Origin of the sequence: Amycolatopsis sp. NPDC004625, assembly GCF_040609695.1 — a bacterium.
Lineage (GTDB): Bacteria > Actinomycetota > Actinomycetes > Mycobacteriales > Pseudonocardiaceae > Amycolatopsis.
This window is the reverse complement of the sequence record NZ_JBEXKX010000022.1, coordinates 68534-92903: the sequence shown is the minus strand read 5'-3', so window position 1 is coordinate 92903 and position 24370 is coordinate 68534. Positions and strand designations below refer to the sequence as shown.

18 protein-coding genes are annotated in these 24370 nt (G+C 71.6%); 6 read left to right on the top strand and 12 right to left on the bottom strand.

The features are described 5' to 3' along the window. Positions 1 to 89 precede the first annotated feature (89 nt). Positions 90 to 2657 carry an aminopeptidase N gene (gene pepN / locus ABZW17_RS24955; protein ID WP_354818788.1) on the top strand — a complete coding sequence of 856 codons (2568 nt, stop codon included), beginning with the start codon at positions 90 to 92 and terminating at the stop codon, positions 2655 to 2657. A gap of 105 nt (positions 2658 to 2762) precedes the next feature. On the opposite strand, the gene ABZW17_RS24950 is transcribed toward pepN, so the two are convergent. Then, on the bottom strand, positions 2763 to 3251 hold the full coding sequence (locus ABZW17_RS24950; protein ID WP_354818679.1) for a DUF5130 family protein: 489 nt from the start codon (positions 3249 to 3251) through the stop codon (positions 2763 to 2765). Next, a complete protein-coding gene (locus tag ABZW17_RS24945) occupies positions 3238 to 3492 on the bottom strand; it encodes a hypothetical protein (RefSeq protein ID WP_354818676.1) in 255 nt (84 codons plus the stop codon). Before ABZW17_RS24945 ends, ABZW17_RS24950 begins: the two co-directional genes overlap by 14 nt. A gap of 287 nt (positions 3493 to 3779) precedes the next feature. On the opposite strand from ABZW17_RS24945, the gene ABZW17_RS24940 reads away from it, so the two are divergent. After that, entirely contained in the window at positions 3780 to 4151 is a 372-nt protein-coding gene (locus ABZW17_RS24940) for a hypothetical protein (protein ID WP_354818673.1), read from the top strand. A 124-nt stretch (positions 4152 to 4275) separates the two neighbouring features. Here ABZW17_RS24940 and ABZW17_RS24935 read toward each other — a convergent pair whose 3' ends face one another. After that, positions 4276 to 4773 carry an HNH endonuclease gene (locus ABZW17_RS24935; protein WP_091316370.1) on the bottom strand — a complete coding sequence of 166 codons (498 nt, stop codon included), beginning with the start codon at positions 4771 to 4773 and terminating at the stop codon, positions 4276 to 4278. Between the two features lie 394 nt (positions 4774 to 5167). On the opposite strand from ABZW17_RS24935, the gene ABZW17_RS24930 reads away from it, so the two are divergent. Further along, positions 5168 to 6145 (top strand): mechanosensitive ion channel domain-containing protein, encoded by a 978-nt coding sequence (locus ABZW17_RS24930; protein ID WP_354818784.1) that lies wholly within the window; start codon positions 5168 to 5170, stop codon positions 6143 to 6145. On the opposite strand, the gene ABZW17_RS24925 is transcribed toward ABZW17_RS24930, so the two are convergent. Beyond that, the gene (locus ABZW17_RS24925) at positions 6133 to 6645 is read right to left on the bottom strand and encodes a hypothetical protein (RefSeq protein ID WP_354818670.1); all 513 of its coding nucleotides are present in this window, start codon (positions 6643 to 6645) and stop codon (positions 6133 to 6135) included. The genes ABZW17_RS24930 and ABZW17_RS24925 overlap by 13 nt on opposite strands. Before the next feature lie 118 nt (positions 6646 to 6763). Here ABZW17_RS24925 and ABZW17_RS24920 point away from each other — a divergent pair, with 118 nt between their 5' ends. Next, positions 6764 to 7147: a globin gene (locus ABZW17_RS24920; protein ID WP_003069822.1), complete on the top strand. Its 384-nt coding sequence runs from the start codon at positions 6764 to 6766 to the stop codon at positions 7145 to 7147. Continuing rightward, positions 7144 to 8694, top strand: a complete 1551-nt coding sequence (locus tag ABZW17_RS24915; protein ID WP_354818667.1) for a glycoside hydrolase family 13 protein — start codon at positions 7144 to 7146, stop codon at positions 8692 to 8694. Before ABZW17_RS24920 ends, ABZW17_RS24915 begins: the two co-directional genes overlap by 4 nt. 382 nt (positions 8695 to 9076) lie before the next feature. Here the strand turns inward: ABZW17_RS24915 and ABZW17_RS24910 are convergent, their stop codons facing one another. The 7 genes from ABZW17_RS24910 to ABZW17_RS24880 form a co-directional block, all read right to left on the bottom strand. Beyond that, a complete protein-coding gene (locus ABZW17_RS24910) occupies positions 9077 to 9331 on the bottom strand; it encodes a hypothetical protein (RefSeq protein ID WP_354818664.1) in 255 nt (84 codons plus the stop codon). A gap of 52 nt (positions 9332 to 9383) precedes the next feature. After that, positions 9384 to 10019: a hypothetical protein gene (locus tag ABZW17_RS24905; protein ID WP_354818661.1), complete on the bottom strand. Its 636-nt coding sequence runs from the start codon at positions 10017 to 10019 to the stop codon at positions 9384 to 9386. Then, on the bottom strand, positions 10012 to 10431 hold the full coding sequence (locus tag ABZW17_RS24900) for a thioesterase family protein (RefSeq protein WP_354818658.1): 420 nt from the start codon (positions 10429 to 10431) through the stop codon (positions 10012 to 10014). Before ABZW17_RS24900 ends, ABZW17_RS24905 begins: the two co-directional genes overlap by 8 nt. Further along, positions 10428 to 15413: an NAD-glutamate dehydrogenase gene (locus ABZW17_RS24895; protein ID WP_354818655.1), complete on the bottom strand. Its 4986-nt coding sequence runs from the start codon at positions 15411 to 15413 to the stop codon at positions 10428 to 10430. Before ABZW17_RS24895 ends, ABZW17_RS24900 begins: the two co-directional genes overlap by 4 nt. Positions 15414 to 15900: 487 nt before the next feature. Further along, positions 15901 to 18576, bottom strand: coding sequence for a hypothetical protein (locus tag ABZW17_RS24890; RefSeq protein WP_354818652.1), 2676 nt, complete (start codon positions 18574 to 18576; stop codon positions 15901 to 15903). 16 nt (positions 18577 to 18592) lie between these two features. Then, positions 18593 to 20269 carry an energy-dependent translational throttle protein EttA gene (ettA, locus tag ABZW17_RS24885; RefSeq protein ID WP_354818649.1) on the bottom strand — a complete coding sequence of 559 codons (1677 nt, stop codon included), beginning with the start codon at positions 20267 to 20269 and terminating at the stop codon, positions 18593 to 18595. A 117-nt stretch (positions 20270 to 20386) separates the two neighbouring features. Continuing rightward, positions 20387 to 22414, bottom strand: coding sequence for a cytochrome c oxidase assembly protein (locus ABZW17_RS24880; protein ID WP_354818646.1), 2028 nt, complete (start codon positions 22412 to 22414; stop codon positions 20387 to 20389). Between the two features lie 56 nt (positions 22415 to 22470). Here ABZW17_RS24880 and ABZW17_RS24875 point away from each other — a divergent pair, with 56 nt between their 5' ends. Next, positions 22471 to 23109, top strand: coding sequence for a phosphoglycerate mutase family protein (locus ABZW17_RS24875; RefSeq protein ID WP_354818643.1), 639 nt, complete (start codon positions 22471 to 22473; stop codon positions 23107 to 23109). On the opposite strand, the gene ABZW17_RS24870 is transcribed toward ABZW17_RS24875, so the two are convergent. Beyond that, positions 23083 to 24261, bottom strand: a complete 1179-nt coding sequence (locus ABZW17_RS24870; protein ID WP_354818780.1) for an ATP-binding protein — start codon at positions 24259 to 24261, stop codon at positions 23083 to 23085. The genes ABZW17_RS24875 and ABZW17_RS24870 overlap by 27 nt on opposite strands. Between the last annotated feature and the right edge of the window lie 109 nt (positions 24262 to 24370).

The window sequence follows — 24370 nt, the reverse complement described above, 5'->3', positions numbered from 1 at the left end:
CGCGGGCTTGTTCCCTTCCTCGCCCGGCACCCCGTCCCCATGATTGGATGCGAGGAGTTGAAAACCGATCCCAACGACCAGAGGTGCCTGTGCCCGCCCCCAACCTGACCCGCGACCAAGCCAAGCTGCGCGCGGATCTGCTCGACGTCACCGGCTACGACATCGAGCTCGATCTCACCGACGGCCACGGCGGTCCCGGGGAGAAGACCTTCGCGTCGACGACGACCGTCCGGTTCTCCAGCGCCCGGGCCGGCGAATCCACGTGGGTCGACATCGTCGCCGACCGCGTGCATTCGGCCACCTTGAACGGCGCGGACGTCGACGTCAGCGCCTACGTCGAGGACAAGGGCATCGCGCTCGCCGGGCTGGCCGAGTCGAACGAGCTCACGGTGACCGCCGACTGCCGGTACATGAACACCGGCGAGGGCGTCCACCGGTTCGTCGACCCGGTCGACGACGGCGTCTACCTGTACACGCAGTTCGAGACGGCCGACGCCAAGCGCATGTTCGCCTGCTTCGACCAGCCCGACCTCAAGTCGGTCTACCGGCTCACGGTGATCGCGCCGAAGGACTGGAAGGTCGTCTCCAACGCCATCGTGGAGTCCGCCGAAGAGACGCCGGAAGGCGCCGTCCGGACGGTGTTCAAGGAGTCCGAGCGGATCTCCACCTACCTCGTCGCGCTGGTCGCCGGCCCGTTCGCCGAGTGGCGCGACGAGTACACCGACGACCACAAGACCATCCCGCTCGGCGTCTACTGCCGCGCGTCGCTGGCCGAGCACATGGACGCCGATCGCCTCTTCACCGAGACCAAGCAGGGCTTCGGCTTCTACCACGAGAAGTTCGGCACGCCCTACCCGTTCTCCAAGTACGACCAGCTGTTCGTGCCCGAGTTCAACGCGGGCGCGATGGAGAACGCCGGCGCGGTGACGTTCCTGGAGGACTACGTCTTCCGCAGCCGCGTCACCCGCTACGCCTACGAGCGGCGCGCCGAGACGCTGCTGCACGAGATGGCGCACATGTGGTTCGGCGACCTGGTCACCATGCGCTGGTGGGACGACCTGTGGCTGAACGAGTCGTTCGCGACCTTCGCGAGCGTGCTGGCCCAGGCCGAGGCCACCGAGTACAAGAACGCGTGGACCAGCTTCGCGAACATCGAGAAGTCGTGGGCCTACCGCCAGGACCAGCTGCCTTCGACGCACCCGATCGCGGCCGACATCGTCGACCTGCACGCGGTCGAGGTCAACTTCGACGGCATCACCTACGCCAAGGGCGCGAGCGTGCTCAAGCAGCTCGTCGCCTACGTCGGGCTGGACCACTTCCTCGACGGCCTGAAGGTGTACTTCGGCAAGCACGCCTGGGGCAACGCGACCCTGGCCGACCTGCTGGGCGCGCTGGAGGAGGCGTCCGGGCGCGACCTGTCGTGGTGGAGCGCCCAGTGGCTGGAGACGACCGGCCTGAACTCGCTCAGCCCGCGCTACGAGATCGGCGCGGACGGGAAGTTCACGGCGTTCGCCGTCGTGCAGTCCGGCGCGAAGCCGGGCGCCGGTGAGCTGCGCACGCACCGCGTCGCGGTCGGCGTCTACGACGAGGATGCGTCGGGGAAGATCGTCCGCAAGCACCGCGTCGAGCTCGACGTCGACGGCGAGCGCACCGAGGTGCCGGAGCTGGTCGGCCGGTCCGCGGGCCGGCTCGTGCTGGTCAACGACGACGACCTGACGTACTGCACGATGCGCCTCGACCCGGCGTCCCTGACCACGCTGATCGACCGCATCGCGGACATCACCGAGCCCCTGCCGCGCACCCTGTGCTGGTCGGCGGCGTGGGAGATGACCCGCGAAGCCGAGCTGAAGGCCCGCGACTTCGTGACGCTGGTGCAGCGCGGCATCCACACGGAGAGCGAGGTCGGCGTGGTCCAGCGGCTCCTGCTGCAGGCCCAGACGGCGCTCAACTCCTACGCGGAGCAGGACTGGGCGGCGGCAACCGGCTGGCCGGCGTTCACCGCCCGGCTGCTGGAGCTGGTGCGCAGCGCCGAGCCGGGCTCGGACCACCAGCTGGCGTTCGTCAACTCCCTGGCCGGCTCGGTCCTGGACGCCGAAACGCTGGAGGTCCTGGCGGGCTGGCTCGACGGGTCGGCACCGCTGCCGGGGCTCACGGTGGACACCGACCTGCGCTGGCGCCTCCTGCACGCACTGGTGGCCCACGGCAAGGCGGCCGCACCGGAGATCGACGCCGAGCTGTCCCGCGACAACACGGCAACGGGCCGCCGCCAGGCCGAGCGCGCCCGAGCCCTGCGCCCGACGGCCGAGGCCAAGGCCGACGCCTGGGAGCGCGCGGTGTACGACGACGAGCTCCCGAACGCGGTCAGCGACTCGCTGATCTCGGGCTTCTCCCACCCGGGCCAGAAGGCCCTCCTGGTCGACTACGTGGCGAAGTACTTCGAGGTCATCGACGAGGTCTGGCAGCGCCGTTCGAGCGAGCGAGCCCAGCCGATGGCGATCGGCCTGTACCCCTCCTGGGCCGTGGCCCCGGCCACGGTGACGGCATCGGACGAGTGGCTGGCCGGCGAGCACCCCCAGCCCCTGCGCCGCCTGGTGTCGGAGGGCCGAGCGGGAATCGTGCGAGCGCTGGCAGCCCGGGACTTCGACGCACAGGCATAGGTAGGTGGAGGGTGTGCGGGTCGTGCGCAGCACGGCCCGCACACCCGACCTCGGAAACGAAGAAGCCCCGCACCCAAAGGCACGGGGCTTCCCCAAACCAAGCGGTTACCGAGGCGCCGGACCAGCCTGGTCCGAAAGCATCCGCAGCGCGTTCACCAACCCGTTCACGAGCCCCCGAACCAGATCGCCCTCCTTGAAGGACGCCACCATGCTGGCCACGGCCAGCTTGGCACCCCGATCCGGCAGCCGGAGGTAAGCCGCCCGGCCGGTCACGATCTCGATCTTCCGCTCGCCCGGCGACACCGCGATCAGCACCGAGTTCCCCGGGTCCGCCGTCGTCGCGTGCAGCTTCTCCGCCGTCTCCCGGCTCTCCGCCCCGAGCTCGCCGAGGTACAGGCTGAAGTCCAACCCGGTCTCCCGCGAAGCGAACGTCAGCGCCTCGTCGAGGCGGGCCAGCTGGCGGGTCGTGAACGGCCCGGCCGGCGCCGCCGGCTCGTACATCTTGGCCGCGGACACCCGTCCGGTGGCCATCAGGGCCTCGCCGTAGCCCAGTTCGGACTCGTCGACGCGCTTCGTCAGCTCACCAGTTGCCACGAGCGCCTCCCGCCGCGGTCGATGCGCCCTCGGGCGCGTTGTTCTCGGCGCCGGCGTGCCGGTGCCCCGTGCCGACCCCGTCGGGGTTGGCGCTCCACCACATGGCCGGGTACTCCCAGGACTGGCCGGACCGGTGCCGCGAGGCACCACCGGACCTGCGCCGGAGCGTCAGCAGCCCGGCGAGGCCGTAGATCGCCAGCGGGATCACGGCGAAGACCACGATCGTCTCGACAACGTTCACGGCGCTGAGCGTATCGGATGACCTCCGGGAACACTTCAGCCACCGCGCGCGGCGCGCTCGACCGTTCGTCGTAAGCCGACTGCCGTCCGCCGCTTGGCGCGCGGCCACTGGAACGTTGGGGCGAAGACCGTCGGGCCGAAAGGTTGCAACTCAACGTACAGGCGGCCGCACCCGCCGCTGTCGTCTTGTCCGGGCCTTGAAATCCTCGTAGCTTTTTCACCTGTACGGGCCTTGCGCCCCGCTCCCCAGCCCCAGCAGGTAACGCACCGGTCCCAGGAGGCCCCGCCATGAACAGCGTCCAGACGCCCGCACAGGCGATCACCGAGACCGTCTCGTCACTGAGCGACATCGAATTCGTGCCCGGAACGCGTGTGACGGCGGGCACAAGGGTTACCCGGGGTACACGTGTCACTCGCGGTACACGCGTGACGGCGGGAACGCGCGTCACCATGGGCACCCGGGTGACGGCGGGGACGCGGGTCACCCGAGGGACCCGGGTCACGCGCGGCACCCGCGTCACGATGGGCACGCGGGTGACGGCGGGCACGCGGGTCACCTGCGGCACGCGGGTCACGCGAGGCACCCGGGTCACCCGCGGCACGCGCGTCACCATGGGCACCCGCGTCACCTGCCGGAGCGACTACGCGCTCGCTGCCTGACCCCGTACTCCAGGGCCACGCGCGCACTACCTGAGCACCTCGCGCAAGCACCCGGCTCGCCCCGGCCGCCGCAAGGCAGCCGGGGCGCCGGCTTGTCCGGGGGCTCCGCCCGCCGGTGGTGGAGCTAAGCGGCGGAGCCGAGATACGGCCGCCAGAGCGGGTCGGCCTCCTTGGAGTGCGCGAGCAGCCGCCAGTGCGGGCCGTGCGGGGCACGCGGGACCACGCGCAGCCGCCAGCCGATCTCCGAGAGCAGCCGGTCCGCCTTGCGGTGGTTGCACTTGGCGCAGCAGGCGACGCAGTTGGTCCAGCTGTGGGGGCCGCCCCGGCTGCGCGGGACGACGTGGTCGATCGTCTCGGCCCGCCCCCCGCAGTAGGCGCAGCGGTACCGGTCGCGGTGCATGAGCCCGGCGCGCGTGAGCGGCACCTGCGCCCGGTAGGGTACCCGCACGTACGTGCTGAGGCGGATCACCGAGGGCACCGGCAGGGAAACCTTCGCCGAGTGCAGCTCGATCCCGCCGGGGTCACCGTGGACCACTTCGGCCTTGCCGCACATCACGAGCACGACGGCGCGCCGCAGCGGCAGCGCCGTCAGGGGCTCGAAGGTGGCGTTGAGCAGGAGCACCCGGCGCCGGCCCCAGGCCGGGGCGGCCGGATCCCGGCCTCTACTACGCTGTCCGGGCGGGCGGGTCACTCCCCCTGGGCGGGTCCCCGGCCCGGCCGGGACGGTTCCGCCGGATGCGGATCCTCCCGGGTAGGCACGCAGAACCACCTCTGGCGTCTCGTCGGCCGTGGCTTGGCCGGAGACGCCGCGGGGGCTGGGTTGTCGGTCTGGCACTCGACCACCTCCAGGGGCGTAGGCATAGTCGACCACAGAACAGGCCCCCAGCGCACGTGTGTTACAAGACGTGTCACATCCGCGCGACCCAACATCCACTCGGCGTTGGGGTGCCCGACCGGATCGGAAGGATGAACGAACCCCCGTGCTCTCCCTGCTCCCCACCGCCGACCCGCCGTGCATCAAAGACCCGAGCACGTTCTGTGCCCAGGTGTACGACGTCACGAACAACGCGTGGCTGGCGGGTTCGGCGAACTGGCTGATCACCAAGCCGGTCAAGATCCTGATGATCATCGTGATCGCGTTCGTGGTCCGGCTGATCCTGAGAAGGCTGATCAACCGCGTCACGACGCTGCCCAAGACCGGCGGCAAGCTCCCGTCGATGCTGCGCCCGCTGCGCGAGCGCGCCCCGGAGGTGCTCGGCTCCGCCGTCATCGAACGGCGCCGCCAGCGCGCGAAGACCATCGGCTCGGTGCTGAAGTCGATGGCGACGTTCCTGATCTACGGCCTGGCGTTCATCCTCGTGCTGGGCGAACTCGGCATCAACCTGGGCCCGATCATCGCCTCGGCGGGCATCATCGGCGTCGCGATCGGGTTCGGCGCGCAGAACCTGGTCAAGGACTTCCTGTCCGGGATCTTCATGATGGTCGAGGACCAGTACGGCGTCGGCGACGTCGTGGACGTCGGCGAGGCGTCCGGCACGGTCGAGTCCGTGGGCCTGCGCATCACGACGTTGCGTGACGTCAAGGGCACGGTCTGGTACGTCCGCAACGGCGAGGTGCTGCGCGTCGGCAACTCGAGCCAGGGCTTCGCGGTGGCGGTCGTCGACGTCCCGCTCGGCTACACCGCCGACGTCGAGCGCGCGGCGACGGTGCTCGCCGGCGCGGCGTCCGCGGCCACCGAAAGCGACGCGCTGAAGGACAACGTCCTCGAGCCGCCGGAGGTGCTCGGTGTGGAGAGCGTCACACCGGAGGGCATCCAGCTGCGGCTGACGGTGAAGGTCCGGCCGGGCAAGCAGTGGGCGGTCCAGCGGGCGCTGCGCGCCCAGCTGCTGGCGGCCCTGGAGGAGGCGGGCTTCGACCCGCCGCTCGGCCGGCTGTTCCCGGCCGCGGCGCCCGCGGCGCCGGTGGTCGACAAGAAGGTCCGTCAGGCCGAGTAGTGCTCGCGCAGGCCGGCGAGCCGGGCGGCGCGGTCCCGATCGAGACCGGGGTCGTGCACCAGGTGCTCGCGCAGGTCGGCCGAGACGTCGTCCCGGTCGGGGTGGTCGCTGCGCTCGACGTGCTCCAGCGTCGCGGCCACCCCGGCGGGGAACAGCAGGAAGGCGTCGAGCCCGCCGGAGGTGTCGAAGTTCGTGTACTTCGCCTCGCTGAGCTGCCAGACGTCGTCGGCTTCGCCGCACTCGCTCAGCAGCAGCGCGGCCAGCCCGAGGCTGTCGTCGTAGCCCCAGCCGGCGTCGTGGTAGCGGATCTCCTGGTCCAGCAGGTAGCGGAGGAACACGGCGTCGGTGTCCCGGCGGTCCCGCAGCAGCAGGCGCAGGACCGCTTCGCGGGCCGCGTGGTGCGCGTCGGCGGGATCGCCGTCCTCGTCACGCGCCTCGGCGTAGGCAAGCTCGGGCCAGCGTTCCGGGTGGTCACGCCAGTGGTCGAGGTCGGTCGTCACGATCGGAGACGGTAGCGAAGCGCGGTTACGCTGGGAAACGGATTTGCGACCATCCGCCATGAGCGGACCGGGCGTCGGGAACCCGGGAACGAAGGGCAAAATGGAAGGCGTGTCTGCAGTGAGCGAACCGGCGAACCTCTACGAAGCGATCGGCGGCGAACCGACGTTCCGCCGGATCGTCGGGCGGTTCTACGAGGAGGTCGCGCGGGACGAAATCCTGCGCCCGCTCTACCCCGAGGAGGACCTCGGGCCGGCCGAGGAGCGGTTCCGGCTGTTCCTCATCCAGTACTGGGGCGGCCCGCACACCTACTCCGACCAGCGCGGGCACCCGCGGCTGCGGATGCGGCACGCGCCGTTCAAGATCGGGCCGATCGAGCGGGACGCCTGGCTGCGGTGCATCCGGATCGCCGTCGACGAGGAGAACCTGGAAGAGCCGTACCGCGGTCAGCTCTGGGCCTACCTGGAGATGGCCGCGCACAGCATGATGAACAGCTTCGTATGAGACGGGACGCCTGGTGGCGAGACGCCGTCTTCTACCAGGTCTACGTCCGTTCGTTCGCGGACTCGGACGGTGACGGCGTCGGCGACCTGGAGGGGATCCACTCCCGCCTGGGTTACCTGGAGCTGCTGGGCGTCGACGCGCTGTGGCTGACCCCGTTCTACCGCTCCCCGATGGCCGACCACGGCTACGACATCGCCGACCCGCGCGACGTCGACCCGATGTTCGGCACCCTCGGCGACTTCGACGTGCTGCTCACCGAGGCGCACAAGCGGAACATCAAGATCACCGTGGACGTGGTCCCGAACCACACCAGCAACCAGCACGCCTGGTTCAAGTCGGCGATGGCCGCCAAGCCGGGCAGCCCGGAGCGCGACCGCTACGTCTTCCGCGACGGCGTCGGCCCGAAAGGCGAGGATCCGCCGAACAACTGGGTCAGCGCGTTCGGCGGCCCGGCCTGGACCCGGGTGCCGGACGGGCAGTGGTACCTGCACCTGTTCGCGCCCCAGCAGCCGGACCTGAACTGGGCCAACCCGGAGGTCGCCGCCGACCTCGAACGCACCCTGCGGTTCTGGCTCGAACGCGGTGTCGACGGCTTCCGCATCGACGTCGCGCACGGCATGGCCAAACCGCCGGGCCTGCCGGACATGGACCCGCGCGCGAACGGGATCGGGCCGAACCACTACTACGACCCGCGCTGGGACCACGACGGCGTCCACGAGATCCACCAGATGATCCGCAAGCTGCTCGACGAGTTCCCGGACGCGATGGCGGTCGGCGAGATCTGGGTGACCGACGAGGAGCGGCTGTCGCGCTACCTGCGGCCCGACGAGCTGCACCTGGCGTTCAACTTCCGCCTGGTCCTGACCCACTTCGACGCCGACGCCATGCGCACGGCCATCGAGCGGTCCCTGTCCGTCCCGGCCCGCACGGGTGCCCCGGCGACCTGGACGCTGGGCAACCACGACGTCTGGCGCCAGGTCAGCCGCTACGGCGGCGGCACGGCGGGCGTGCGGCGCGCGCGGGCGATGGCCCTGGTCGAGCTGGCCCTGCCGGGCGCGGTGTACCTGTACAACGGCGAAGAGCTGGGGCTGGCGAACGTTTCCCTGTCGCCGTCGGACATGGCCGACCCGCGGGCCAAGACCAGCGGCGCGGAGTTCGGCCGGGACGTCTCGCGGGTACCGCTGCCGTGGGAGGGCGACCTGCCCCCGTTCGGCTTCTCGCGCAACCCGCGCACGTGGCTGCCGATGCCGGCTTCGTGGGCGGGGTTGACGGTGGAGAAGCAGATCGAGGACGCGGACTCGACGCTGTCGCTGTACCGCCAGGCGATCGAGCTGCGCAAGACCCACCAGGCATTCAGCGGCGACGAGCTGGAGTGGTACGGCGCCCCGGCCGGGTGTTTCGCGTTCCGGCGCCGCGGGGGCGGGCTGGTGTGCGCGCTGAACACCTCGGCCTCGCCCATCGCGCTGCCGCCGGGTGAGGTGCTGCTTTCGAGCAGCCCGCTGGTCGAGGGGAAGCTGCCGGCGGACTCGGCCGTCTGGCTCGTTTAGCTCTGGTTGCCCGAGCCGTCGTCGATCTTCAGTCGATATCGATGACGCTCCCGCTGAGGAAACTCAGCCGCAGTTCGGGGTCGACGACGTCGACGTGCGCATCGAGCACAGGGGTGACGGCGATACGAGCGCTTTGCCAGGTCGGCAGTTATGGCGGCCTTCAGCTTCCTGAGACGATCACCTTTCAGTGCCTGAGCGGAGAAGGGCTTGGCTCGGATCGGGAACGTCATCGGACCCGGCTTCGCCGAGTCATCCAGGACGCAGGTCAAGCAAGGCGCCTGCTGGAGCCAACCCTTCTTGTCGCTCAACTGAGCGTGGACGAGCGGGACGAAGAGCCGGCGCGGCCGACGAAGCAGAGGCCGATCGGCCGCACGCAGCCCGCCTAGCTCTGGTTGCCCGAGCCCGAGCCGTCGTCGAAGGCGCCGCTCGCCAGCCACGCCACCAGGGCCGCGGCCTGGAGGTAGGGCGCCGCCTGGGCGGCCGCCCGGCCCGCCGCACGCGTGCGGCCCCACCTCTCAGGTCTTTCCGCGGGCGCAGGCGCCTGCGAGCCCGCCGGACGGTCCGTCCGCCACGGCGTTTCCTCGTCCGTACGCACGTCGTCGAGGAAGTCCGCGGTCGGGTCTTCGTCCGGGGTCATACCTCCAGCGTGCCACCGATGGGCCGCACCGGTGGCCGCCGTAAGGAATCCGTCAGAACAGCAGCGGCAGCAGGGCGTGCCGGCGCCGCACGATCGCGCCGTACCGCGCGTCCAAGCGCAGCCACGAGTCCGTGGCTGTCACCCGGACGACGTCACCGGGGACGTCCGAGTCCACGAAACCCATGCCCGACATCGCGAACAGGCAGCGCATCTGGACCTTGACCTCGACCGAGCCGCCGGACACGGTCAGCACCGCCTGGTCCATCAACGACGCCGGCGGCGTGCCGTGCGGGCCCGCGTTGTCCCTGGCCAGCGTCACGCCGCGGTCGGCGAGCTCGGCCACCACCCGCGCGGGCAGCTCGTCGACCAGCGGCCAGCGACCGGACGGCGGCAGCTCGCCGTGCCAGAGCAGGTCGCGGGCCGGGCCCGGGTCCATCCGGGGCGCGCCCGCCACGGTCAGCGCGGCCAGGAGCTCGTTGCCCGACACGGTGACGTCGCCGGGCGTGACGTCACCGGCCACCGCGCGGGTGGCCAGGCACTCGAACGGCGTCGACGTCCAGGCCTCGACCACGCCGTCGCCGCGCTGCCGCAGCCGGACGGCCGTCTGGCCGTCCAGCCGGACCGCGCGGGCGACGAACGCCCCGAGGGTCTCCCGGTCGGCCGCGTCCGGCACGAACAACTCAGGCATCCGCGAACCCCTGCTTCAGAAACTCCGATTCGGCCGGGGTGAGCCTACGCGGCCGCAGTTCGACCGTGTCGTACGGCGCCAGCACCGTCTCGGCCGTGACCGCCACCGGGTCGTCCGGCGACGGCCCGCCGTGCACGCGGTAGGCCAGCGTGAAGCTCGCCGCGCGCAGCTGCGTGAGGTCGATGTCGATCCGCAGCTGCTGCCCGGACACCACGATCGGCGCCTTGTAGGCCACTTCGAGCCGCACCACCACGATGCCCTTCGGCAGCTGGTCCAGCCCCGCCTCGACCGCCGCCTCGAACAACAGCGGGATCCGCGCCTCTTCGAGCAGCGTCACCAGCTTCGCGTGGTTGATGTGGCCGTAGACGTCCATGTCCGTCCAGCGCGGGCGGACGTGCGCAACGTAGGTCACCGCACCGTGCTCCGGATCTGGCGGGCCGCCACCGACAGCGTCGCCAGGTCGAGCCGGCCGGACTTGGTGATCTCGTCGAGCGCGACGCGCGCCCGCTGCAGCCGGGACGAGTTCGTCTTTTCCCACTGGGCGATCTTGGCGTCCCCGGACGAGCCGGGGTCGCTGTGCCGCAGCGCGTCCAGCGTGATCGCCCGCAGCGAGCCGTAGACGTCGTCGCGCAGCGAAAGCCGGGCGAGCGCGTGCCAGCGGTTGCCGCGTTCGAGCTTGCTGATCTCGGTGAGCATCGAGTCGATGTCCAGGTGCGCCGAAAGCGCGTAGTACAGCTCCGCCGTCTCCGCCGGGCTGTGCGTGGCGTCCACGCCGATCTGCTGCTCGGCGAGCTCGGCCACCTCGGTGACGTCGAGCAGGCCGTAGGTGTGCAGCAGCAGCGACACCCGGCGGGCCAGCTCGGCCGGCACGTCGGCGGCGATCAGCTCGTCCGCGTGCGCCTGCACCGACTCGGCCTCGCGGCCGCGGAGCAGGTCGCCGATCTTCGGGACCAGCTCGTTCAGGACCCGGCCGAAGCGCTTGATCTCCGACAGCGGGGCCAGCGGCTGCGGCCGGTTCGTGAGGAACCAGCGGGCGGCCCGGTCGAGCAGCCGCCGCGTCTCCAGCACCATCGCGTCGGCGACTTCGGTGGACACGACGTTGTCCAGCGCGTCGATCTCCGTCCACAGCGCGGGCAGGTCGAACACGCGCGTCACCACGGCGTACGCGCGGACCGCGTCGGTGGCGGTCGCGTTCATCTCCTCCATCAGGCGGTAGACGAACGAGATGCCGCCGCCGTCGACCACTTCGTTGGCGATCATCGTGGTGATGATCTGGCGGCGCAGCGGGTGCTCGCCGATCGCGCCCGCGAACCGTTCGCGCAGCGGCTTCGGGAAGTACTCGGGCAGCCGGCCGGCGAACACCTGCGAGTCGGGCAGGTCGCTGGCCAGCAGCTCGTCCTTGAGCTCCAGCTTGACGTGGGCCAGCAGGGTCGCCAGCTCCGGCGAGGTGAGGCCCTTGCCCGCCTTCTCCAGCTCGCGGAACTCCGAGTTGCTCGGCAGCGCTTCGAGCTTGCGGTCGAAGGCCCCCGCGGACACCAGCGCCTGGACCTGCCGCGCGTGCACCGAGACCATCGGCGCGGCGTGCGCCCGGCTGACGCCGAGGACGGCGTTCTGCCGGTAGTTGTCCTTGAGCACCAGCGCGCCGACCTCGTCGGTCATCTCCTCCAGCAGCTCGTTGCGCTGCTCGCGCTCCAGCTTGCCGGTCTGGACCAGGTGGTCGAGCAGGATCTTGATGTTGACCTCGTGGTCGGAGCAGTCGACACCGGCCGAGTTGTCGAGCGCGTCGGTGTTGATCTTGCCGCCGCCCCGCGCGAACTCGATGCGGCCCAGCTGGGTGAGGCCGAGGTTGCCGCCTTCGCCGAACACCTTGACGCGCAGCTGCTTGCCGTCGACGCGGATGGCGTCGTTGGCCTTGTCGCCGGCCGCGGTGTGGGTTTCGGACTCCGCCTTGACGTAGGTGCCGATGCCGCCGTTCCACAGCAGCTCGACCGGCGCCAGCAGGATCGCCTGGATCAGGTCCATCGGCGCCAGCGCGGTGACGCTCTCCTCGAGGCCGAGCGCTTCGCGGACCTGCGGGCTGATCGGGATCGACTTCGCGGTGCGCGGGTAGATCCCGCCGCCTTCGCTGATCAGCGCGCGGTCGTAGTCGTCCCACGAGCTGCGCGGCAGGTCGAACAGCCGGCGCCGCTCGGCGTACGACGTCGCCGCGTCGGGGTTCGGGTCGAGGAAGACGTGCATGTGGTTGAACGCGGCGACCAGGCGGATGTGCTCGGACAGCAGCATGCCGTTGCCGAAGACGTCGCCCATCATGTCGCCGATGCCGACGACGGTGAAGTCCTCGGTCTGGGTGTCCGTGCCCAGCTCGCGGAAGTGCCGCTTGACGCTCTCCCAGGCGCCCTTGGCCGTGATGCCCATGGCCTTGTGGTCGTAGCCGACCGAGCCGCCGGAGGCGAACGCGTCGCCGAGCCAGAAGCCGTACTGCCCCGAAACCTCGTTCGCGATGTCGGAGAACTTCGCCGTGCCCTTGTCGGCCGCGACGACCAGGTAGGAGTCGTCGGCGTCGTGCCGGACGACACCCGGCGCCGGGACGGTCTTGCCCTCGATCCGGTTGTCGGTCAGGTCGAGGAGGCCGGAGATGAACATGCGGTAGCAGGCGATGCCCTCGTTGAGCTGGGCGTCGCGGTCGATGCTGGCGTCCCCGCTCGGGGCCGGCGGGCGCTTGACGACGAAGCCGCCCTTCGCGCCGACCGGCACGATCACGGCGTTCTTCACCGCCTGTGCCTTGACCAGGCCGAGGATTTCGGTGCGGAAGTCTTCGCGGCGGTCCGACCAGCGCAGGCCACCGCGCGCGACCTCGCCGAAGCGCAGGTGGACGCCTTCGACGCGCGGCGAGTACACGAAGATCTCGAACTTGGGCCGCGGCTCGGGCAGGTCGGGCACGCCGGCCGGGTCGAGCTTGATCGCCAGGAAGGTCCGCGGCCGCCCGTCGGTGCCCATGACGTGGTAGTTCGTCCGCAGGGTGGCCCGGATGACGGCCATCAGGCGGCGCAGGATCCGGTCCTCGTCGAGGCTGGTGACCTCGTCGATCATCGCGTTCAGCTCGGCGGCGAGCGCCTCGGTGGCGGCCTCGCGGTCGGCGTCGGCGAGCCGGAGGTCGAACCGGGCCTCGAACAGCCGCAGCAGCTTGGTCGCGACCTGGGTGTGGTTCAGCAGCGTGTTCTGGATGTAGTCCTGGGAGAACGCGCTGCCGGCCTGGCGCAGGTAGCGGGAGTAGGCGCGCAGCACGGCGGCCTGGCGCCAGGTGAGCCCGCCGCGCAGGACGAGCCCGTTGAGGCCGTCGACCTCGGCGTCCCCGCGCCAGGCGGCCTCGAAGGCGTCCTGGAACCGCCCGCGCAGCTCCTCGACGGCGTGCTCGTCGGACTCGTCGAGCATCTTCTGGTCGACGCGCAGGCCGAAGTCGTAGATCCAGCACGCGCCGCCGTCCTCGCGGTGCAGCTCGTACGGCCGTTCGTCGACCACCTCGACGCCCATGGCCTGCAGCACCGGGAGCACCTTCGAGAGGGTGACGCCCTCGCCGCGCAGGTAGAGCTTGAAGCGCCGCTCGCCCGGCCCGGCCTCGGCGGGCCGGTAGAACGACAGCGCGAGGTCGCCTTCGTCGGTGAGCGAGTCCAGCGAGCGGAGGTCGCCGAGGGCCTCTTCGGCGGTGAAGTCCTCCTTGTAGCCCTCGGGGAAGACCATGGCGAAGCGCTGGCCCTGCTCGGTGGCCGACTCCTCGCCGACGATGCCGACCGCGACGCCGCCGTCGGCGCGCTCCCGGCGTTCGTCGAGGACCGCCTCGACCATCCGGTCGTCCCAGGTGCGGACGGCGTCGTTCAGCCGGTCCTGGATCTTGAGCGTGTCCGGGTCGAGGCGGCGCGCGGGGTCGGTGTGCACGACGAAGTGCACCTGCGCCAGGACGGTCTCGCCGATCCGGGCGCTGTATTCGAGCTGGGTGCCTTCGAGCTCTTCGAGCAGGACTTCCTGCATCGCCAGCCGCGAGCGCGTGGTGTAGCGGTCGCGCGGGAGGTAGACGAGGCAGGAGTAGAAGCGGCCGTACGGGTCGCGGCGCAGGAACAGCCGCAGCCGGCGGCGGTCGGCGAGGGTGATCGCGCCGGTCGTCGTCGAGTACAGCGAGTCGCTGTCGGCGGAGAAGAGGTCGGCACGCGGCCAGTTCTGCAGGATTTCCAGCATCCGCTGGCCGGAGAACGACTCGATCGGGAAGCCGGCGCGGTGGATGACCTCGCGGACCCGCTTGCAGACGACGGGGATGTCGAGGACGTTCTCGTGCAGCGCGGTGGTGGTGAACATGCCGAGGAATCGGTGTTCGCCGGTGACGTTGCCCCCGGCGTCGAAGGTCTTCACGCCGACGTAGTACGGGTAGACCGGCCGGTGCACGGTCGAGGGCGCGCTCGCCTGGGTCAGCACCAGCAGCGACGGCGCGAGGGCGGACACGGCGGTGTCCGGGCCGGCGGTGAGACCGCGGGCGGCGAGGCTGTCCTGGCGCAGCACGCCGAGGCCGGAGGCCAGGACCGCGCGCAGAGCCGGCTCGTCGGAGTCCGGGTGCGGGTTGTCGATCAGTTCGTAGCGGCGGTAGCCGAGGAAGGTGAAGTGGCCGTCGGCCAGCCAGCGCAGCAGGCGGGCGCCCTCGGCGACCTCCTCCTCGGGCAGCCGCGGCGGTTCGGTCTCCAGTTCGCCCGCGAGCTGGCAGGCGGTCTGGGCCATCTTCTCGGCGTCCTCGACGACCTCGCGGACGTCGCCCAGCACGCTGGAGAGCCGGTTGTCGAGCTCGCGGGCGCGGTTGCGGTCGGTGACGAAGTCGATCTCGACGTACATCCACGACTCGGCGGCCGAGTTCGCGGGCGGCTCGGCCGGGTCCGCTTCGGGGTGGACCTCGAGGAGCTCGCCGGTGAGGTCGCGGCTGACCACGACGATCGGGTGAACGATCCGCTGCACCTGGACACCGTCGCGCGCGAACTCGGCGGCGATCGAGTCGACGAGGTACGGCATGTCATCGGTGACGACCTGCACGACGGTGGCTTCGCGCGCCCACCCGTCTTCGGCGACGGTGGGGTTCAGCAGCCGCACGGCCGGGCGGCCGGGCATCCGCGACTTGGCCAGCTGCAGGTGCGACCGGACGGCGCCGACCAGGTTGACGGGCTCGTCGCCGACGATCTCTTCCGGCGGGATGTGCCGGTAGTAGAGCCGGATGAGCTCACCGATCTCCGGCGCCAGCCCGGCCGCGGCGTCGATCAGGTCGTCCCTGATCTGCTCCGGGCTGGCCGGGGAGCGCTGGCCGAATTCGGGTTCGGTTTCGGCTCCGGTTCCGGGCAGGGACGAGACTCCGGTCGAGCTCATTTGAGGCAACTCTCCAGTTTGCGTGAGGTGGCACCGCGCCGGTTCGGCGTTGAGCCGGCGCACCCCACACTAATGCGCCGCGATCCCGGATCACATGAAGACCCGGGGGTTCCCGCGGGCCCGAAAACCCTTTCCGGGCAGCGGATTCGCGGGATCGGTCAAGCTACTGACGGGTTGTCTCCGGGGCAGCGGCGCGGCGCTGACCAGCCGCGCGGCGAGGGCGTTACCGTGAGCGGAGCCAACGTGATCGGTTCAGTTGATCGGCGGCCGAGCCGCTGGGCGAACGCTGTCGGCCGGTCGGCGACGGCGCGGTGCGACGGATCCCACTGGAATCGTCCGGCGGGTGTCCCAGCGACCGGACCCCCGGGTCGGGTGAACGGTCCGCTGTGGTCGGCGGACAGCGGCGAAACTGTCGGTGGTGGCGGGTAGCGTGGAAAACGGGGGGCGCCCCGGCGGCCGGCTCCGGCTTCGACTTCGCGTGCCTGGGTCAGTCGCGGGAACCGTGGCCGCGGGTGTCCGGGACCTCGGCGCCGTGGCCGTTGCGGCCGTGACCGTTGCGGCGGCCCGTGTCCTGGGAGCCCAGCTGCTTGACGAGCGCCGCCGCGCTGGCCGTGCCCGCCTGGTGTTCCGCGAGGGCGCGGGCGAGCAGGTCCGCCAGCCCGGCGTCCGGGGGCGGCTCGTCCTCGGCGATCGCGCGGGCGTAGCTCTCCGGGAACGGGGCCGTCGCCGGCGTCCAGTGGCCGAAGTCCTCCATCGGCTCCAGCGACGGTGGCATCCGCAGCCGCGGCAGCCAGGGCTCGGCTTCGTCGCGGTAGTCCGGCACCGAGGGCGGTTCGTCCTCCGGGCGCGGCGGCGGCGCGAGTTCCGGCTCGGGCCGGGCCGGTTCACGGGGGCTTTCGGCGTCCTCCGCCCGGCGGCGGCCGCCCGCTCCCCCGGCAGCGGAGATGCCCAGCCGGTCGAGCACCGACCGCGCGGCCACCGACCCGTGCTCGGCATCGTGCCGCGTGGACGGCTGCGGTTCCCGTGGCCGTTCGTACGGTTCCCGCTCGGCGGCGGGAGCAGGCGCGAGCGGCAGCGCCGGCGTGACCCGCGTAGGCGCCGACTCCCGCTCGGCGGCGGTCTCCCGCAGCCGAGCCTCGGCGAGCGCGGCCCAGGAGAACTTGGTCTTGCCGCTGTCGGCGGCCGCCGGTTCCGGCAGCTCGGCAACATCGGGTTGACGCACAGCCTCGCGCGGCGGCCGCCCTTCGCCGGGCTCGGCCCGGCGTTCCGCCTCACGCACCTCGACCGGCTCCGGCTCCCGCGGCTCAGCGCGGTATTCGACCTCGCGCGCTTTGGCGGGCTCAGCTCGGTACTCGGGCTCCCGCTTAGTCCGCGATTCGGCGGGCTCGGGCCGGTACCGCGGTTCTCGCTCGGGCCGCGACCCGGCAGCTTCGGACCGCACCGCCGACCGTGCCTCGGCCTCCGTGCGGAACTCCGGTTCCCGCGACCGCGAGCCGCCAGCCTCCGACCGCGACCCGGCCGCACCCGCCCGCGCCTCAGCCTCCGACCGGTACCCAGCCTCGGCACGGAACTCCGGCTCCCGCGCCCCGGCCGCACCCGGCCGCGCCTCAGCCTCCGACCGGTACCCCGGCTCCCGCGACCGCGACCCACCGGCCTCCGACCGCAGCTCCACCGCCGGCCGCGCCTCGACGTCCGCCTGAGCCACCCCGCGGCCCGGCCGCGCCTCAACCTCCGGCTGCCGCTCCGCCACGACCGGCTCCGGCCGAACCCTCGCCGCCGGCGGTGGGCCGTCGTCGCGGATTGCCGGCATCAGCGTCGTCTCGGCCACGTCCGCCGTCACCCGCGGGCGCTCGAACGACCACGCCGGCTGCCGCGGGGGCGCCTCCTCGCGACCGAACGACCACGCCGGCGCCGGCTGCGTCTGTGCCGGCTGCGTCGGTGCCGGCTGCGAAGCCGCCGGCGGCACCGGAACCGAAACCGCCGCGGGCAAGGCCGGGACCGGCCGCGACGGCACCGCCTTCAGCACCTCGTCCAGGTCGACCGACGCCGGTTCCCCGGTCCCGAACTCGCCCGCCAGCACGCTGCACGCCTGCCGCCGGGCCCGGGCGTGCAGCTGCTCCGCCGCGCGCGAGCGGTACAGGCACGCGATGGCCTCCTCCGCCTGGCCGAACCGCTCCTCCAGCTGGGCCAGCTCCAGCCACAACCGGGCCGTGATCGCCGGCAGGCCGTGCCGGTCGGTGCTCGCCACCGCTTCGCGGACCAGCTCGGTCGCCGCCTCGCCCGAGCCCGCCGGCAGGTGGACCCGGGTCGCGACGGCCAGCCGCAGCCAGCCCATCGGGGCGACGCCCGCCGCGCGCACCGGCTCGGCCAGCACCGGCTCGGCGATCTCGTACGCCATTTCCGCATCGCCGCGGTCCAGCAGCGTGCTCACCAGCAGCAGGACCAGCCGGATGCGGACCAGGCCGCCGTCGTCGGCCGGGTTGTCGAGCTTCTCCAGGAAACCGAGCCCGGTCCGGGCCGCGTCGGCCGCCGCCGTCAGGTCGCCGTGGCGGCGCCGGTGAGACGCCGTGCCGACGCGCAGCAGCGCCCGCACCAGCAGCTGGGTGTCGGCGCCCAGGGATTCGTCGCCGGCGACGAGCTTGTCCGCCTCGACGAGCACGCGGTCCAGCTCCGACTTGCGCCCGAGCTGGCCGAGGCCGCCCACCAGGTGGCACAGCGCGGCCGCGCGGTGCACCGGCGAGACGACCGGGTCGGTCAGCACCGGCCGAAGCGCGGCGAGGCCGGTCAGCGGCACGCCCAGGCTGCGGGCGCACACCGCGAGGTCGATGCGCAGGCGCGCGGCGATGTCGCCGTAGCCGGCGTGCTCGGCCGCGCGCAGGGCCGCGACCGCGCGCCCGACCGTGCCCGGCCGGTCACCGAGCCGGACGCGTGAGGACACGACCAGGCTCTCGGCCCGGATCCACTGCTCGTCGGCCCCGGCGGCCTCCGCCAGTGCGGCCGCTCGCTCGCCGAGGACCAGCGCGAGCTCGGGCGCCCGCAGGTGCAGGGCGTCCGCCCGCTCGATCAGCCGGCCGACTGCGGAGAGGGTTCCCCCGGCATTGGCGGAGCGCCCGCCCTCCCGTTGGGAGGACGGGCCCGTCCGGTGCGCTTTGCTGGCTTCCACGGGGAAACCCGCCCCCTCAGTCGCGGGTCAGCTTGCGGTGGGTGACACGGTGCGGGCGGGCAGCCTCGGCGCCCATCCGCTCCACCTTGTTCTTCTCGTACCCCTCGAAGTTGCCCTCGAACCAGAACCACTTGGCCGGGTCTTCGTCCGTGCCTTCCCAGGCCAGGATGTGCGTCGCGACCCGGTCCAGGAACCACCGGTCGTGCGAAATCACGACGGCGCAGCCGGGGAACTGCTCCAGCGCGTTCTCCAGCGAGCCCAGCGTCTCGACGTCCAGGTCGTTCGTCGGCTCGTCGAGCAGGATCAGGTTCCCGCCCTGCTTGAGCGTCAGCGCCAGGTTGAGCCGGTTGCGCTCACCACCGGAGAGCACGCCCGCCGGCTTCTGCTGGTCCGGGCCCTTGAAGCCGAACGCGCTGACGTACGCGCGTGACGGCATTTCGGTCTGGCCGACGTGGATGTAGTCCAGCTCGTCGGAAACGACCTGCCAGACGGTCTTCTTCGGGTCGATCCCGCCGCGGTTCTGGTCCACATAGGACAGCTTGACCGTTTCGCCGATCTTGACCTCGCCGGCGTCCGGTTCCTCGAGCCCGACGATGGTCTTGAACAGCGTGGTCTTGCCGACGCCGTTCGGGCCGATCACGCCGACGATGCCGTTGCGCGGCAGGTCGAACGACAGGCCGTCGATGAGCACGCGGCCGTCGAAGCCCTTCTGCAGCTTCTGGACCTCGACCACGACGTTGCCCAGCCGCGGGCCCGGCGGGATCTGGATCTCTTCGAAGTCGAGCTTGCGGTGCTTGTCCGCCTCCGCCGCCATCTCCTCGTAGCGGTCGAGCCGCGAACGGGACTTGGTCTGACGCGCCTTGGCGTTGGACCGCACCCACTCGAGCTCGGTCTTCAGGCGCTTCGCGAGCTTCGCGTCCTTCTTGCCCTGGACCTCGAGGCGCTCGCGCTTCTTCTCCAGGTACGTCGAGTAGTTGCCCTCGTAGCCGACGACGCGGCCGCGGTCCAGCTCCATGATCCACTGGGCCACGTTGTCGAGGAAGTACCGGTCGTGGGTGACGGCGAGGACAGCACCGGCGTAGCGGGCCAGGAACTGCTCCAGCCACAGGACACTTTCGGCGTCCAGGTGGTTGGTGGGCTCGTCGAGCAGCAGCAGGTCGGGCGCCGACAGCAGCAGCTTGCACAGCGCGACCCGGCGGCGCTCACCACCGGAGAGGTGGGTGACGCCTTCGTCCGGCGGCGGGCAGCGCAGCGCGTCCATGGCCTGCTCGACGGTCGAGTCGAGCTCCCAGGCGTCGGCGTGGTCGAGCTCCTCCTGGAGCTTGCCCATCTCCTCGAGCAGCTCTTCGGAGTACTCGGTCTCCATCAGCTTGAGGACCTCGTTGTAGCGGTCCAGCTTGGTCTTGATCTCGCCGAGGCCCTCCTCGACGTTCTGCCGGACCGTCTTGTCCTCGGTGAGCTCCGGCTCCTGCATGAGGATGCCGACGCTCGCACCGGGCTGGAGGAACGCTTCGCCGTTGCTGGCCTGCTCGATCCCCGCCATGATCTTGAGAACGGTGGACTTACCGGCACCGTTCGGCCCCACCACGCCGATCTTGGCGCCGGGGTAGAACGCGGTGCTGACGTCGTCGAGGATGACCTTGTCCCCGACGGTCTTGCGCACCTTCTTCATGGTGTAGATGAACTCGGCCATACCCACGATCGTAGAGCGCTCGTGATCGCGGCTCGACGCCGGTCACCACCGGACTACCGAAAGTCAGCCCGAGATCACCGGAAGCACTGTTTCCGACGGCCGGAAGCGCCCTCAACCTCAACTGGAACCCGAGGGTCGGTTGCCCTCGGCGAGGTTCTTCAGCATCGCGTTGTAGGCGTTCAGCTCTTCGTCACCCGTAGCCGCTTCGCGCCGGTCACGCCGCTTCGCCTCGCGCTCGTCCTGGCGCGACCACTGCACCAGCAGCGCGATCAGCACCAGCAGCACCGGGACCTCGCCGGCGGCCCACGCGATGCCGCCGCCGAGCCGCTGGTCGGTGAGCAGGTCGGGGACCCACGGCAGGTGCAGCTGGCTGTAGAAGGCCTGTCCGATGACGGTCTGCTTGCTCATCAGGATCACGCCGAAGAACGCATGGAACGGCATCGCGGCGAACATCATCCCGAGCCGGCCGAGGTACGGGATCCGCCGCGGCGCCGGGTCCACGCCGATCACCGGCCAGTAGAAGACGTACCCGGCGAGCAGGAAGTGCCCGTTCATCACCAGGTGCGCCCAGTGGTACGGCAGCGCGTTGTCGAACAGGCCGGAGAAGTACAGCGCGTAGAACGACCCGACGAACAGCAGCAGCGCGACGACCGGGTGCGTCAGGAACCGCGAAACCGGGGAGTGCACGAAGGCGACGATCCACTCGCGCGGCCCGGGCGGGGCGTCCTTGCCCGCGGCCGGCAGCGCGCGCAGCGCGAGCGTCACCGGGCCGCCGAGCACGAACAGCACCGGCACCACCATCGACAGCAGCATGTGGTTGCCCATGTGGACGCTGAACATCGCGGGCGCGTACCGGCCGATCCCGGACGACGTCGCGATCAGCAGCACCACGCAGCCGGCGATCCAGACGACCGTGCGGCCCACCGGCCAGCTGTCGCCGCGTTGCAGCAGCCGCCGCACCCCGGCGAGGTAGAGCCCGCCGAGCACCAGCGCCAGGGTGCCGTAGACCAGGTCGAAGCGGGTGTCGAAGAGCAGCCGCAACGCCGTCGGGGCGCCGTCGAGGTCGTAGCCGATCAGCAGCTCGGTGGTCGACGGCTGGGTGATCGCGTCGGCCGGCGGCGGCGTCCTGGCCAGCCCGGAGGCGATGCCGATGGTGACGAACATGATCAGGATCTCGACCGCGGCCAGGCGCAGCAGCTGGGCGCCGCCCTTGCCGTCGACGAGGTTCGCGACGCCCTTTTCGCGTTGCTGGTGGCCGAACACGCCGAGCAGCAGCAGCGCCACCGTCTTGGCCACGACGAGCAGGCCGTAGTCGGTGGTGAACAGGTCGTTGAGGCCGATCCGGACCAGCGCGTTGACCGCGCCGGAGAGCGCCATCACGATCCAGCAGACCAACGCCAGCTTCGAGAACCGCTGCGCGGCCAGGCTCAGGTGGGTCCCGCGGCGGTAGCCCAGCGCCAGCAGCGCGACCAGCCCGCCGACCCAGAGCGCGGCGGCGACCAGGTGGAACAGCAGGCTGTTGGTGGCGATGTCGTGCGAGCCGCCGCTGGCCGAATGCCCGGTGACCGCGACCGGGACCAGCCCGCCGACGGCCGCGAAGAACAGCACCGCGGTCCAGCCCCAGGACAGCGCCAACCGGCAGCCGAGGGCGACCAGGACCGCGATCAGCGCCGTCCACAGCCACGCCTTGGGCTGTTCGATGGCGCCGACGAGGTCGAGCAGCGTCTGCGGGTCCAGGACGTCGCCGAACGGCTTTCCGGCCGTGTCGGCGGCGGTGAAGGCGACCGAAAGCAGGGCCGCGCCGAACCACACCCAGGCGGCGATCCCGGCCGCGCGCAGGGCGCCGTAGCCGTCGGGCCCGAGCGTCCCGGACTTCTGCGGCGGCACCAGGAAGGCGGCCAGCAGCAGCGACCCGACGCAGATCGTCGACGCGGCTTCGGACAGCACCCGCATGACGGTGATGCCGTACTTGGTGACCAGCCCCGGGTCGGGCAGGCCGGCGATGACGTAGCCGGCCCCGCCGGTCAGCGCGATCAGGCCGATCGCGACCACCGCGGCCAGCAGCACGCCGACCGACAGCAGCGGCAGCACGCTCGCCCGGCGCTGCGTGGGGACCTCGGGCTTCGTCACGGGCTCGCTGGACACGCCCCTGAGGGTATGCCCCGCCCCCGTCAGGCCCGCGTGACGGGCAGGATGGCGCCGTGAAGCTGATCCTCCTGCGGCACGCCGAGTCGCTCGGCAACGTCGACGAACTCGCCTACACGCGGATCCCCGACCACGCGCTGCCGCTGACCGCGAAGGGGCGGCAGGAGGCCGCGGCGGTGGCGCCGGAGATCAGGCGGCTGCTCGACGGGGCCCGGCCCGCGGTGTACGTCAGCCCGTACCTGCGCACGCGGGAAACGTTGCGGCTGCTGGACGTCGAAGCGTCGTGCGAGCGGCTGGTCCAGGAACCGCGGCTGCGCGAACAGGACTGGGGCAACCTGCAGGACCCGGCCGACCAGGAGGTCCAGAAGGCGCGGCGCCACGAGTTCGGCCACTTCTTCTACCGGCTGCCGTTCGGCGAGTCGGGCGCGGACGTCGACGACCGCGTCGCGGCGTTCCTGTCGGACCTGCGCCAGCGCGACGAAGCTCACCCCGAGACGGTGCTGATCGTCTCGCACGGGCTGACGCTGCGGCTGCTGTGCCGCCGGCTCTTCGGCTGGAGCATCGAGCTGTTCGAGTCCCTGTCCAACCCGGCGACCTGCGAACACCGCGTCCTCACGGAGTCCGACGGCAAGTGGTCGCTGGACCGCCCGTTCGCGCAGTGGCGGGACTCACCCGACGGGGAAACGCAGCTCTAACGGCGCGGTCAGCACGACGCGGGTGCCCTGGCCGGGCGCCGAGTCGATGCGCGCGGCGCCGTCGATCTCGGCCAGCCGCGCGTGGATCGAGTTCTCGATGCCGAACCCGGCGCGGCGCGCGCCGAGGTCGAAGCCGGTTCCGTGGTCCCGCACCGACACCGTGACACTGCCTTCGCGGGCTTCGAGACACACCACGGCCTTCGCGGTTCTCGCGTGCTTCAACGTGTTTCGCAGCGCTTCGCGCGTTGCGTCGTGAAGCGCGTTGACGACGGCTTCGGGGACGTCGGTGGGCTTCGCGAGCACGACGAGGTCGACGCGGAGGCCCTCGGCCGTCATCTCGACGGCCAGTGCACCGAGGCGGTGTTCGAGCCCGCCCGGCTCGGCGGGCGCGTCGCCGTCAAGGCTGAGCCGCAGGCGCAGCGCGTGCGCACGGGCCGTGCGGCGCACCTGGTCAAGGCTGCCCCGCGGGTCGAGCGTGTCCCCGGGCGCGGGCAGCGCGAGCGACTCCATCACCTGCAGCACGGTGTCGTGGACGTCGCGGCGGTGCCGCTCCCGTTCGGCGGCCCGGCCGCGCTGCTCGCCGAGCCCGAGCGCGAACCGCATGGCCCCGGCGACGAGCAGCACGATCGCCAGCGCCGTCACGGCCGCCGCGACCAGGGCGAGCAGGATCCACGTCGCGGGCGCCGACGTGCCCGACACCGCGGCCATGCCGTACCGCAGGAGCAGCGCGCCGGCGATCGCGACCGCCCCGGCCGGCGCCCCGCGCAGCAGGGTCCAGACCATGACGGTGCCCATGATGTTCGGCCAGGCCAGGGTCAGCAGCTCGGGTGACCGCGCCGCGAACACGGCCGCGGCGAGGCTGGTGATGAGCGTGTACGCGGTGTCGGCGGCCAGTACCGGCCGGATCCCGGTGGCCCGGCGGAAGACCCAGGCCACTTCGAGGAGGTTCGGCACCAGGTAGAGGACGACGGCGAGCGACAGCACCGGCGCGCTCAGCGGGCCGCCGGACCACACCGCCTGCAGGAACAGCGCGAGCCGGAACGCGACCGGCACCAGCACGAGCCGCGGCACGGCGTCCTGCACGAGCGTAAGTCCCGTTCCGCCGAACCGCCCGCTCCGGCCGGCGAGCGCCCCCGCGCCGCCGAGCAGCACAACCCTCACGACGTCCTCCCCGGATCAAGGCGCCCCCGCCTTGATCAGCCGACCTGAAATTGAAACGTCGCCGTATTCATTTCAGTTTACCGACGGGGATCAGCTTGCC

Coding starts and splice junctions, on each gene's coding strand:
- ABZW17_RS24940 (WP_354818673.1), top strand. CDS start 3,780: ATGAACAGCGTCCAGACGCCCGCACAGGCGATCACCGAGACCGTCTCG.
- ABZW17_RS24915 (WP_354818667.1), top strand. CDS start 7,144: ATGAGACGGGACGCCTGGTGGCGAGACGCCGTCTTCTACCAGGTCTAC.
- ABZW17_RS24910 (WP_354818664.1), bottom strand. CDS start 9,331: ATGACCCCGGACGAAGACCCGACCGCGGACTTCCTCGACGACGTGCGT.
- ABZW17_RS24905 (WP_354818661.1), bottom strand. CDS start 10,019: ATGCCTGAGTTGTTCGTGCCGGACGCGGCCGACCGGGAGACCCTCGGG.
- ABZW17_RS24895 (WP_354818655.1), bottom strand. CDS start 15,413: ATGAGCTCGACCGGAGTCTCGTCCCTGCCCGGAACCGGAGCCGAAACC.
- ettA (WP_354818649.1), bottom strand. CDS start 20,269: ATGGCCGAGTTCATCTACACCATGAAGAAGGTGCGCAAGACCGTCGGG.